Origin of the sequence: Acinetobacter sp. YH12145 (assembly GCF_013418335.1) — a bacterium.
Classification (GTDB): domain Bacteria; phylum Pseudomonadota; class Gammaproteobacteria; order Pseudomonadales; family Moraxellaceae; genus Acinetobacter; species Acinetobacter amyesii.
On sequence record NZ_VPCE01000005.1, the window covers coordinates 228128 to 240311 of the forward strand.

Genomic DNA, 12184 nt, shown 5'->3' on the forward strand with positions numbered 1-12184 from the left:
AATTCTATAAATGAATAAAATAGGTCTTTTACAACATGTATTGTTCAAATTTTCGAATGGATCTCAAAGGATAAAATTTAAATAATGACAAAATCATTTGCTGAACTTACTCAGAATTTACCCCATAGACCGATTTTGGAAAAAGCTTTGAGTTATTTTGAGAATTTACCAAAGATCGCGATTGATTGTGGTTGTGGTGCAGGAAATGAATCATCATTTCTACTCCGTCATCATTTTAAAGTATATACATTTGATCCAACTGTTGACGCTAAAAATATCTGTATAAGTAAATTTAAAGACAATAAGAATTTTTTATTTTCTAATCAGGCCTTTGAAGACTATAGCTTTCCTGAAGCTAGTTTAATTATTGCTTTATTCAGTTTATTTTTTTGTTCAACGGATTCGCTTGGAAGTGTTTTTTAAGAAAATGCAGGAATCCTTAAGTGAGCAAGGCATCTTACTCATACAACGGTTAGGGAAAGATGATGATTGGGTAAATAATTTTTCTGAAAAATTTATAGGTTTTGAGCAGGAAGAGCTTAAACAATTGTTTGATGCGGACTTTGATATTATTTATATCGATGAATTTAAAGGCAATAAACCGCTAGCCAATGGCACTCCAAAATTTTGGAATGTACATACCTTAATTTTAAAAAAGAAAATATTAAATACTTTTGTATAATCCAAAAAAAAGAGACAAGTTTTTTACAACTTGTCCCTGATCTTGCTCATCTTCTTCCGCTTTTATGGCGAAAAAATCAGAACGGTTTATTTCTTCTTACGTTTCAAGCGTTTTTTGGCTTGTTCCGCAGCAACTTTATCAAGTGCTTCTTTTAACTCTTCATCACTAAAGGTTGTAATGTGCTGCAACATTTGGAGGGTCACATCATCCAAAACGAGGTTGGCATATTGCGCAACATTTTGGAAATTTTCATCAAACACAATGGCGTTGTTTTCATTGGTGCTGATATAACCTTGTTGGGTTAAGACTTTAATAAAGCTTTGGAATAAGGCCTTATCAAAGAACTCAGGCGAGTTAAATTCATACAACACAGATAGACGTTGACCAACTAAGTGACTGAGTTCTTCAACCTGACGCGTAGAGATATTGCCCGAACCACGTTGTGTGATTAAAGCCAAAGTCATGTAGTAACGCTCTAGACTTTGCATCACAGGTGCAGCCAAGACCACTAACTGATTGTGCTGCTCTGAGTTAGGCGCAGGGGAGATCAGGTTGCCTTCTGCATCTTCAGAAATTAGCTTGGCTTTGATCAGTACTTCTGCATACGCACAGATCTGATCTTTAAGCTCTTCATTATTCCATTTGAGGAATAACTCAGCTTTTAAGAATGGATACAGTGTACGTATGACATTAATCAAATCACCACGGCGAATAGAACCATTATGTTCAACCAAAGCGGCAATGAGTGATGGCAAAATAAATGCGTGCAGGATGTTGTTACGGAAGTAGGTTAACAGCACCGCTTGATTATCAGCAATGGCAATAATATCGCCAAGGACATGATTAACACGTTTGATCAGCTTGAGTTTTAAACCATAAGCAATGATTTCTTTACCTGACAGCGGTGTTACTTGCATGCGCTCATCGTAAGGTAAGGCAGTTAAAAGATCGCGATAGGTATCTAACTGCTTAATGCAAATCTCTTCATCTAAAGTATGTTTAGATGTTGCCAATAAAATCAGTGAAAGCAATGAAACTGGGTTCACCACTGCTGCACGGTTAATATTTTCTAAAATCACGTGTGCAGAACTGTTAATGGCATCCGAAACTTCTGGCGGAATTGGATCGTCATTCTTCTCGATTTTGATGTTGCTTGCATTGTGCTGTTTCAACATATCATCAAGGAAAACTGGCTCACCAAAGTTCAAATGAACTTTACCGAAAATACGTTCGATCTTACGCAGAGTTTTCATAATCCCAATGATCGATTCGCCTTCTTTCGGCTTACCATTCATTTCGCCAACGTAGGTCGCACCTTCCATTAAACGCTCATAGCCGATATAGGTCGGTAAGAACACGATCGGTTTGGCTGGATTACGTAAATGACCATGGACCGTCATGGCGAGCATGCCGGTCTTCGGTGGTAATAAACGACCAGTACGTGAACGACCCCCTTCGATGAAGTATTCAAGTGGTGTATTACGCGCCAAAATACTATAGAGGTATTCTTTAAATACGGTGGTATAGAGACCATTGCCACGGAATGAACGACGAATAAAGAACGCACCGCCACCACGTAAAATTTGCCCTACAAATGGCATGTTCAAGTTATCACCCGCAGCAATGTACGGCACCATCAAACCACGCTTATAGATCACATATGACAATAATAAATAGTCGATATGGCTACGATGACATGGGGTGTAAATGATCTCGTAGTCTTTGGCCAGTTCACGAACGGTACTGAAGTTATGCACTTCGACGCCATCATAAAGCTGTGTCCACAGACGAGTCAGTGCTAAGTCAGCAAAACGTACTGTTGATGCAGAATAGTCAGAAACGATTTCATTTAAATAACCAATCGCACGACGCTCAGCTTCAACCATACTGATTTTACTGCGAATGCTTTCACGACGAATCGCATCTTGCACATCCGTAGATTTGATCAGACCATGCATCACATTACGACGGTCAGATAAATCCGGACCCAAAACCACTTCACGCTGCGCATCTAAATAATCATTCAGTGTGCTGACAATATAAGTCGCAGGTGACAGGTTTGGATGTGTAGTTTTGGCATATTCAACCAAACGACGCAAAGACTGTGGCTCATGGAATTCAAGGTACGATTGACGACCGTGCAAACCAATATTCACCAACTGCTTCACTTTGCTTGGTGTAGACCATGTATCGGTAAATAATAATTTAAACCAAGAATCTTCTTTATCGGGTTCACGACCCCACAGCACGGTTACAGGAACGAGCTCAACATCCGCATCAGGATTTTTTTCCAAAACCTCAATTAAACGCAATAAACGAGGTGGAAAGGCATGTGGCGGTGGATTGAGTAAGTTGTCTTCATCATGATGTTGTAAAAACACCACAGATGCTTTTTCTGTTTGCGTACCCACTGTCATTGGGTCGAGTGCAGGGTGTAGCTTTAAACGACGGGTTTCACCATCGACAATTAAAGCATTACTCCGTGAATGATTTTGCAGAACGTAGCAGGTAATTTTCGTTGTCTGTACGCCGGTATCTGTATCGGTTTCAGTCACTACAGGTTCTACAGGGACTTCACCTAAAACATGCGGTGTTACCACAAGGTCAAGCAGTTTACTCGAAAGCTTTCGATACATCTGACCAAAGCCGCTCTTGGACATACAAACTCCTACTTTTCATGACCAAACCACAGAGATTCTGAGGGGAATCTATTCTGCGTAATTGTACTTAAAAACTGTATGTCATTTTCTGACAAATTGCATAGATATTGTAAGATTTTATCGTTAAAAAACGTATTTTTAGCAGTTATATTGCATCAGCAAGGTGACAGATCAGTCAGCGAATCTTTAGGGTTTTAGTCTGGATTTATGGCAAAATGGAAAATATATTTAAACATCTGTTGATGTTGCCTGCGTTAGCTTAATCCCGAATGATAGATAGGTTTGTTATGAATGCCTTAACACAAGAGTTGGTTGATTTACTCAGCCTTGAAAAATTAGAAGAAAATATTTTTCGTGGGCAAAGCCGAAATTTGGTCGGGAAACGTGTCTTTGGCGGACAGGTTTTAGGTCAGGCGCTACGTGCGGCATCTTATACGACAGATCGACCTGCTCATTCTTTACATGCCTATTTCTTATTTGGCGGTGATATCAATGCACCAATCATTTATGAAGTGGATCGTATTCGCGATGGACGCAGTTTTGTGAGTCGTCAGGTTCGTGCGATTCAACATGGTAAAACCATTTTTATGTGTATGGTGTCATTTGCAGAGCAAGAAGAAGGGTTGAACTACCAAGTTGCAGAGCCAGAATATCCAGCCGTCGAAGATTTAAAATCTGAAGCTGAGTTGAAACGAATGATGGTGGAGTTTGTCCCTGAAAACGTCCGTGCATCTTTTATGCGCGACCGCCATGTGGAAATTCGCCCGATTGATCCACAAAACCCGTACCAACCCCAGCCTGCTGCGCCATCGTATGCACACTATATTCGTACCCATGACACGATTGCTGCCGATGTTGATGACATCTCTTTACATCAGGCCATTGCAGCATTCTATTCAGACTTTACGCTGATGACGACTGCACTACGTCCACATGGTTTAAGTTATTTATCACCAAGTTTGCAGTGTGCGAGTATTGACCATGCCATGTATTTCCATAAGCCATTCCGTGTGGATGAGTGGATGCTTTATGACATGGATGCCACAGTCAGTGCTAGTTCACGTGGTTTAAATTTCGGTCGCATGTGGCAAAATGGTGAGTTGGTCTGTAGTACGACACAAGAAGGCTTGATCCGTTTACGCGAAATTGAAACCCAATAAGCTTTGAACAAGATGTGTTAAGTCGTACATGGTGAATACTCAAAAAACCGAATCTTCTGATTCGGTTTTTTATATCTGTCAATTTTGGGTATGAAGCTACTCACGGAATCGAGTTATCTAATTAGGGTACTGTACAAGTTGAACGGAGCTGAATTCATGCTTTGCAGAATTGTAGCAGTATATGTGACAAAAAATTCCTCGATTCCCAGTGGGGCGCATGGCATAGTGCCTGAATAAAGGAAGATAAATGCAAGGCACAATGAGCTTAAATACGCAGATTTTAATTGCCGCAATATTGGGTGTGGCATTTGGGTTTTTATTAATTCAGTTTCCAGAGACGCAGTTTTTATCCGCCAGCCTGTATGGCTTGGGGATTGCCAGTAGTATTTTTATTGGTTTGCTGAAAATGATCTTGGTTCCGCTGATATTTAGTTCGATCGTGGTGGGGGTATCGAATTTACAAGCGGGTGGTCAGCTGAGTCGAACGTGGAAAATTACCTTAGCTTGCTGTGTCACTACCACAACTTTGGCACTAATCTTAGGTCTAGCATGTGCGCATATTTTTAAAGTCGGGCAGGGCGTGGACATCGTCATGTTCCAAGATGCAATGCAACAGCATCAGAGCCCTGACACCCTCACAGCAGGTTCATTCTTTACCAATTTTATTCAAAATACACTGATCAATCCGTTTAAAGCTTTTAGTGATGGCAACGTACTCGCAGTCGTGGTGTTTTCACTATTTCTAGGTGTAGCCTTGGTCAAAGGTGGTGAAAAGTTCCGAAGTGTGAGAAAGCTCAGTCAGCAATTTTTTGACATTATGATGATGATTATCGGCTGGGTGATGAAGCTTGCACCGATTGGTATTTTTGCATTATTGGCTAAATTGATTGCTACAGAAGATATTTCGGTGTTGAGTCGCCTCGCGGAGTTTGCTGCCGTAGTCACAGGGACGACGATTTTCCATGGGGCAGTGGTGTTACCTCTGTTGCTTTGGATTTTTGGGAAAATGAGTCCACTGACATTTTTTAGAGGAACACGAGCTGCCTTAATCACTGCTTTTGCAACCAGTTCAAGTTCAGCAACGATGCCACTGTCGATGAAATGTGCGCAGGAAAATTTAGGCGTACGTCCTCAAACAGCAGGTTTTGTGATTCCATTGGGCACACAGTTAAATATGGATGGTACAGCGTTGTATGAAGCTGCTGCTGCGTTATTTATTGCTAACTTGATGGGCTTAGATTTAACCTTGGGTCAGCAGTTAATTGTCTGTGCAACCGCCATGATTGCGTCACTCGGCGCACCGGGCATTCCAAGTGCTGGAATGGTGACAATGATTATGGTTTTACAATCGGTTGGGCTTCCTGCAGAAGCCATTGCGATATTGCTGCCGATCGATCGTCTATTGGATACGGTACGGACTGTGGTGAACGTACAGGGTGATATGATGATTAGTGTGGTGGTGGATCGTCATACGCGAGATGTAGATGAACCAGCGTTGTCGAATTAAGCAGATAAACAGCTAAAATGTGGGTTGTAGACGATCTCCCACAGATGCCCATCTAAGTCTTGAAAATAGCCTGCATAACCACCGTAAAACGTGGGCTGTGCGGGCTTAATTGTTTTTGCACCTGCGCGTTGGGTTTGTTGCATGATTTGATCGACGGCTGCGGGACTGTTGACGTTATGTCCGAGAGACATTTGAGTTGGACAAAACGCTGATGTACTGATTCCGGTGTCATGACTCAGGCTATCTTGCGGCCAGAGTGCGAGCTTTAAACCGTGTTGTAAATCAAAAAATGCCACAGCGCCATGTTCAAATTCAGTCCCAATAATCCCCGCGCTATTAGGACCTAAACCCTCTTGATCAAACGCGAATGCAGCATGTAAATCTTTCACGGCCAGTGTAATGACGGAGATGTGAGCGTGCATGGAGATGCTCCTGAATGGCTTATTTTTATTTTAGGATGAGACTGAGTATAAATACATTTTAAAGAGAATAGGGAACTCGGAATAACTGTACTTTAAACCTTGAACTTATGAGCCTATCCATCTTGAGTTTGTTGATTGCTCAATAAAAAACGGAGCGTAATGGATGTGAGCACAAAAAAAGCAGGGCGAACCCTGCTTAATACAGATTTTAAAGTGGTGTTTAAGCGACTTTCAGTGCGGCACGTTTTGCAGCAGGAGAGTTGTCGAGGTATGCAATCGCATCTTCCGTTTTTGCTTCATGCACAGGATCGTACCAAGGCATTAAATACCCCAATTGCTGCGACACTAACCAAAGTGGATGTGGCAATAAGCGATTGTCTTTTTGCGCGATACGCGCCCATTCACGCCAAATCCACGGTTTATATACGGCAGGTTTAATCGATGCATAGCGCGAGTCTTGCTGCATGATATGTGCTGCACCATCGACCCATAGACCTAGTACGGCTGCAATTACGATCACACTTTGATAATAGCGAGAAATATAGCCCCCACCAAGATGACGATACAAATCAAAAGCCACGGTACGATGTTCTATTTCCTCTGCACCATGCCATTTTACTAGATCGAGCATATTCGGATCAGAGCCTAGTCGTTCCCACTCTTTGTTATATAAAGCATATTTACCTAGTACACAGGTCATGTGCTCAACTGTTGCAATCACCCCTAAACGAAAGAGATCCCATTGATGATCCAAGGCTTTGGGTACGTTGAGCCCTAAAGGTTGGTCCGCAAGCAGTTTGCCAAAGAGAAAGTCCATGATTTCGAGGTTGCGTTGAATACTGATATTGCGCTGAGACAGATATTCTTTATTGGCAGAGTTATGCGCCTGAGCATGCATGGCTTCTTGGCGGATAAATGCTTTAACGTCCTCTGCTAATTTTTCATCTCTAATTTGTGGCAATACTTTGTTATACAGACGGCAAAACCAAAATTCACCTGCCGGTAAGATCATATTAATTTCATTAATAAAATAGCTGACAAAAGGTTGGTTAGGCACCCAGTCAACTTGAGTATCTTGCCACTCAAATTTCACTTTACGTGGCTTAATTTTATATTCGATTGATGATCCAAGTTTTGTGTTTCTTAAGCGGGAGAGTAATTTCATGACCTATCCTTGTTTTTATGTGATCGAGTACACATCTGATTTATTCAGTATCCAAAAAAAATCCTGCATTGTGATTAGCAATACAGGACATTTCATTATCTTCAGATGATACTTTTTGTCAGACAATCATCCTTGCGCTGACTTTAAAAATAATGGATTAGTGGTCTGATTTTTTGTCTTCAGCTTGGGGTAAATCTTCAGATGTAGTGTGGAAGTCATTGAATGCTTCCGCGTCCACATCGATTTCAATATCATCTTCCGATGCTTCAGGTATGCTGTCGAGATCAAATTCTGTGGATTGTTCTAGAGTGAAGTTTAGACGACCCGCCATGACACTCGCTAACTCTTCTAAACCTTGTTTATTCAATGATGAGAACAGTTGAATAGAGAAGTTCAGCTTCATTTTTTTCAATGCTGCTTTCACTTCTTGTAGTGCTTTAGAGGCTGGGCCACGGTTTAATTTATCTGATTTGGTGAGCAGTACATGTACGAACAATTTACGTGAATGTGCCCATTCCAACATCATGACGTCAAAATGTTGTAGTGGATGACGGATATCCATCAACAGCACAAGACCTTGTAAACTTTCACGGTGTATGAGATAGTTTTCTAACTCTTTTTGCCACACGATTTTCATCGCTTCAGGTACAGCGGCATAGCCATAACCCGGTAAGTCGACCAAACGTTGATCAGGATTTCCTAGACTGAAAAAGTTGATCATTTGGGTACGACCCGGTTTTTTCGACGCACGTGCCAATTGTTTTTGGTTAGTGAGCGCATTAATGGCACTCGACTTACCCGCATTGGAACGGCCAGCAAAGGCAATTTCATAGCCGGTATCTTCAACGCAGAGGTTGAGTTTAGGCGCACTCATTAAGAACTCAGCTTTGCGTAGCCAGTTGAGCGAGCGCACAGCGTATTCAGTAATCGCAGAGTCTACTTTTTTCTCATAAGTAATCTTTTGCTTCGGCGCATTGGCCGCTTTACTGTTTCGTGATTTTCCTCTGTGCTGATGCATAACCCAACTTCAATAACTGATTTAACAACACGCATTATAAAGGAAGTCGGGCAGGCAAGCGAATTTTGTCGCAGGTAAAGTGAAATTAGAGATTGATCATTTGAATTGGAGATTGTGTTGTAAATTTAGATGCGCTGCTTGGTTGTAAGACGTCAGCAAGTTTGTACTGATCGAGACTTTGATAAAACTGTTCTAAAGCTTGGTCTAAGATGCTTTTTAAACCACACTGACTGCGCAGTACGCAGGGTGGGTCGTTACATTCAACAATCTGGTGATTACCTTGCAAAATTCGCACAATTTGACCGAGTTGAGCGTCAAGTGCTTCAGGGTTTAGACGAATACCGCCACCTTTGCCGCGGCTGGTGATTAACCAGTTTTGCTTTGCCATAAAATGCACAATTTTCACCAAGTGATTACGCGAAACGTGCAGGTCTTCCGCAATTTCAGCAATGTTATAAGGCACATCACGAGGGCGTGCGATATAGAGCAAAATGCGTAATGCATAATCGGTGAATTTATTGAGTTGCATGATAATACTGTGAATCTGAGAGAAATAAATAAGGGCTAGTCTAGCATAACTAAACTAACCCTTTGTATTTCAGGTGAATAGCTTAGTTAGTGTTTTACACCACCAGTGCCGAAAGCTTCGCTGTGAATATTGCTAGCAGGAATACCACGAGCAATTAAAGCTTTCTGTTGTTCAGCCATAAATGGCATTGGACCGCAAAGGTAATAATCCGCATTGATCGGTAACAGTGCAGTATCCATGCTGCCTAAGTCTAGACGACCAGCAGCATCATAATCTTCACCTAATTTATCATTAGCATGAGGGAACTCATACGCTGTAAAAGTGCTAAGACGTGGGTATTTTGCTTCCAAATCCTGAATGTGTTTATGCATTGCATGCACTTGTTTGCTACGGCAGGCATGGATAAAGGTTACAGGTTGTGGCATGTCTAAAGTCACCAACTGATTCAGCATCGCAATCATTGGTGTTAGACCTACACCACCACTGATAAAGACATTGCGTTTTTGTGAATCAATCAGGAAGAAATTACCTGTTGGTGCAGACACTTCGATTTCTGAACCGATCTCCAAGCCATGCAGTGTATTTGATACCCAACCTGGAACCAAGTCACCTTTCTGATCTTCACGTTTTACAGAGATACGTAAGTAGTTGTCTTGTGGGCTGGTAGACAGTGTATATTGACGTGGTTGTTTTAGACCCAGCTCATCGACCAATACACGTACAGAGATGTACTGACCTGCTTCATATTTTGGTAAATCACCACCATCAGAAGGCTCAAGGTAGAATGAGGTGATTTCATCACTTTCAGCCACTTTTTTCGCGATTTTGAAATTACGCCAACCTAACCAACTGCCTTTAGTTTGCTGATGTTGCTCATAAATCGCTTTTTCAGTGCTGATAAACAAGTCTGCCAATTGTCCATATGCTGCTGCCCAAGCTGCAATCAGTGGATCTTCCATTGAAATGCTTAATACTTCACTGATCGAGTGCAGCAAATTTTCGCCGACAATATTATAGTCTGGAGCTTGAATGTTAAGACTCACATGTTTATGCGCAATTAATTCTACAACTGGTAAAAGTACAGATGGGTCCTCAATATTTTCAGCATAAGCCAATACAGCACCCGCCAAAGCTTGTGCCTGAGCACCGCTGCGCTGATGTCCCATGTTAAAGGTTTCTTTGAGGTCAGGGTTATTGCCCAACATACGATTATAGAAGTAACCAGTCAGCGCGACACCATTTTCACGTAGAACAGGAACAGTAGCTTTTACTAGGTCAATTTGCTGCGGAGTCATAACTGATCTCTCATGGCTGTTATTTATAAGATGTATTTAAAATACATTTTTAAATACATCCGCGCAATACATGTTTTAGTAAAAACCATAAAAAAAATATGGGATATTAAAATATCCCATAAATTCAGCATAGATAATCGTAATGGCGAATTATTTTTTACCAAACAGTGAACCTAGCAAACCGCGTACGATTTTCTGACCTGTCGACCCACCCAAGCTGCGTGCAGCACTTTTTGCAAAAGTTCCTACCGTGTCTTGAATCAGTTTTTCACGTTGTTTGGCTGAACGCTCAGCTTCTTTTTGTTGTTCGCGTGCAAGTCGTTCTTGTTCACGCGCTTGCTGTTTGGCGAGTGCATCTGCTTCTTTGGCTTGTTGTTTGGCTAACGCTTCTTGTTCTTTGGCTTGTATTTTATCTTGTTCCGCTTGGACGGCTTGTTGTTGGCGCTCCGCCACTTTATTTTGTAAAAGTTCATAGGCACTTTCACGGTCTGCTTCGGTGTCATACACGCCTGCAACAACGCTATTTGTCATGAGTGCTTTGCGTTCTTCTACAGCAATTGGGCTAAATGATGAGTAGGGTGGCATCACCCAAGCACGTTCAACGATTTGTGGTGTGCCTTGTTCATCTAAACAGCTAATTAATGCTTCACCTACAGCCAGTTCCGTAATTACTTGATCGACTTTAAACGCAGGATTAGCTCGGAAAGTATCTGCTGCCGTTTTAACTGCTTTCTGATCTTTTGGGGTAAATGCACGTAGCGCATGCTGAACGCGGTTACCCAGTTGTCCTAAAACACTCTCAGGTAGGTCAAGTGGGTTTTGCGTTACAAAGTAAATCCCAACGCCTTTAGAGCGAATCAGACGAACCACTTGCTCAATTTTTTCTTGTAAAGCAGGGCTGGCATTATCAAACAATAAATGCGCTTCATCGAAGAAGAACACTAGTTTGGGTTTATCCATATCTCCAACTTCGGGCAATTGTTCAAACAGTTCTGACAGCATCCAAAGTAAGAAAGTCGCATAGAGCTTAGGGGTATTCATTAACTTGTCGGCTGCGAGCAGGTTGATGTTGCCACGACCTTGCGCATCCGTTTGAATGAAATCCATGATATTGAGCGCAGGCTCACCAAAGAACTTGTCACCGCCTTGATCTGCCAATGCAAGCAAATTACGTTGAATTGCACCTAAGCTTGCAGATGATAAATTGCCATATTCATTTTTAAATTCGGATGCATGTTCACTGACGTAGCTGATCATGGCTTTTAAGTCTTTAAAGTCGATGAGCAATAAGCCCTGATCATCGGCAATACGAAAGACCGCAGATAACACACCTTCTTGCGTGTCATTTAAGTTGAGGATTCGGGCAAGGAGCAGTGGACCAATTTCAGAAATGGTGGTGCGAATGGGATGTCCTTGTTCACCAAACAAATCCCAAAACACCACAGGGGAGGCAGCAAAAGGAATGCTCTCGATATTTAAACTTTTAATTCGTTCGTCAAACTTAGGATTGCTTTCACCTGCTTTTGCAAGGCTAGAAACATCCCCTTTGGCATCGGCTAAAAATACGGGTACACCCAGCCGAGAAAAACTTTCTGCCAACACCTTCAACGTTACCGTCTTACCAGTACCTGTGGCGCCAGCAATCAAACCATGGCGGTTTGCAAATTGTGAATGAAGCACCACATCTTGTGTGGTGTCTTGTGTTTTTTTGCCAATAATAATTGGTGTACCCATAGATGTTCCTGT

At 41.8% G+C, this 12184-nt stretch carries 11 protein-coding genes; 4 read left to right on the forward strand and 7 right to left on the reverse strand.

All coding sequences use genetic code 11. From position 1 onward, the window contains the following. Positions 1-84: 84 nt before the first annotated feature. Positions 85-423: a class I SAM-dependent methyltransferase gene (locus tag FTU80_RS16400; RefSeq protein WP_257221452.1), complete on the forward strand. Its 339-nt coding sequence runs from the start codon at positions 85-87 to the stop codon at positions 421-423. Continuing rightward, entirely contained in the window at positions 413-682 is a 270-nt protein-coding gene (locus FTU80_RS16405) for a hypothetical protein (protein WP_257221453.1), read from the forward strand. The genes FTU80_RS16400 and FTU80_RS16405 overlap by 11 nt, the downstream gene beginning before the upstream one ends. A gap of 86 nt (positions 683-768) precedes the next feature. Here FTU80_RS16405 and plsB read toward each other — a convergent pair whose 3' ends face one another. After that, complete coding sequence (gene plsB, locus FTU80_RS06985) at positions 769-3342, reverse strand: glycerol-3-phosphate 1-O-acyltransferase PlsB (RefSeq protein ID WP_180021599.1); 2574 nt, start codon at positions 3340-3342, stop codon at positions 769-771. 287 nt (positions 3343-3629) lie between these two features. Between plsB and FTU80_RS06990 the strand changes: the two genes are divergently transcribed. Together FTU80_RS06990 and FTU80_RS06995 are read left to right on the forward strand one after the other, a co-directional pair. Then, on the forward strand, positions 3630-4502 hold the full coding sequence (locus tag FTU80_RS06990; protein WP_180026061.1) for an acyl-CoA thioesterase II: 873 nt from the start codon (positions 3630-3632) through the stop codon (positions 4500-4502). Positions 4503-4749: 247 nt separating this feature from the next. Further along, positions 4750-6009: a dicarboxylate/amino acid:cation symporter gene (locus FTU80_RS06995; protein ID WP_171525930.1), complete on the forward strand. Its 1260-nt coding sequence runs from the start codon at positions 4750-4752 to the stop codon at positions 6007-6009. On the opposite strand, the gene FTU80_RS07000 is transcribed toward FTU80_RS06995, so the two are convergent. The 6 genes from FTU80_RS07000 to FTU80_RS07025 all read right to left on the reverse strand — a co-directional run bounded on the left by FTU80_RS07000 (position 6006) and on the right by FTU80_RS07025 (position 12172). Continuing rightward, positions 6006-6431 (reverse strand): VOC family protein, encoded by a 426-nt coding sequence (locus FTU80_RS07000; RefSeq protein WP_180084608.1) that lies wholly within the window; start codon positions 6429-6431, stop codon positions 6006-6008. The genes FTU80_RS06995 and FTU80_RS07000 overlap by 4 nt on opposite strands. 220 nt (positions 6432-6651) lie before the next feature. Continuing rightward, entirely contained in the window at positions 6652-7596 is a 945-nt protein-coding gene (locus FTU80_RS07005) for a metal-dependent hydrolase (protein WP_180084609.1), read from the reverse strand. A gap of 157 nt (positions 7597-7753) precedes the next feature. After that, positions 7754-8614 (reverse strand): ribosome biogenesis GTP-binding protein YihA/YsxC, encoded by an 861-nt coding sequence (gene yihA, locus FTU80_RS07010; protein ID WP_180084610.1) that lies wholly within the window; start codon positions 8612-8614, stop codon positions 7754-7756. Between the two features lie 85 nt (positions 8615-8699). After that, a complete protein-coding gene (locus FTU80_RS07015; protein WP_078189285.1) occupies positions 8700-9143 on the reverse strand; it encodes an Rrf2 family transcriptional regulator in 444 nt (147 codons plus the stop codon). A gap of 86 nt (positions 9144-9229) precedes the next feature. Continuing rightward, positions 9230-10438 (reverse strand): NO-inducible flavohemoprotein, encoded by a 1209-nt coding sequence (gene hmpA / locus FTU80_RS07020; protein ID WP_078192460.1) that lies wholly within the window; start codon positions 10436-10438, stop codon positions 9230-9232. 150 nt (positions 10439-10588) lie between these two features. After that, complete coding sequence (locus FTU80_RS07025; RefSeq protein WP_180084611.1) at positions 10589-12172, reverse strand: helicase HerA-like domain-containing protein; 1584 nt, start codon at positions 12170-12172, stop codon at positions 10589-10591. Between the last annotated feature and the right edge of the window lie 12 nt (positions 12173-12184).

Excerpts from the sequence above, each read along its gene's own strand:
- FTU80_RS07025 (WP_180084611.1), bottom strand. The coding sequence starts at position 12,172 with ATGGGTACACCAATTATTATTGGCAAAAAAACACAAGACACCACACAA.
- FTU80_RS06990 (WP_180026061.1), top strand. The coding sequence starts at position 3,630 with ATGAATGCCTTAACACAAGAGTTGGTTGATTTACTCAGCCTTGAAAAA.
- FTU80_RS07000 (WP_180084608.1), bottom strand. The coding sequence starts at position 6,431 with ATGCACGCTCACATCTCCGTCATTACACTGGCCGTGAAAGATTTACAT.
- yihA (WP_180084610.1), bottom strand. The coding sequence starts at position 8,614 with ATGCATCAGCACAGAGGAAAATCACGAAACAGTAAAGCGGCCAATGCG.
- FTU80_RS06995 (WP_171525930.1), top strand. The coding sequence starts at position 4,750 with ATGCAAGGCACAATGAGCTTAAATACGCAGATTTTAATTGCCGCAATA.
- plsB (WP_180021599.1), bottom strand. The coding sequence starts at position 3,342 with ATGTCCAAGAGCGGCTTTGGTCAGATGTATCGAAAGCTTTCGAGTAAA.
- FTU80_RS16400 (WP_257221452.1), top strand. The coding sequence starts at position 85 with ATGACAAAATCATTTGCTGAACTTACTCAGAATTTACCCCATAGACCG.
- FTU80_RS07015 (WP_078189285.1), bottom strand. The coding sequence starts at position 9,143 with ATGCAACTCAATAAATTCACCGATTATGCATTACGCATTTTGCTCTAT.
- hmpA (WP_078192460.1), bottom strand. The coding sequence starts at position 10,438 with ATGACTCCGCAGCAAATTGACCTAGTAAAAGCTACTGTTCCTGTTCTA.
- FTU80_RS07005 (WP_180084609.1), bottom strand. The coding sequence starts at position 7,596 with ATGAAATTACTCTCCCGCTTAAGAAACACAAAACTTGGATCATCAATC.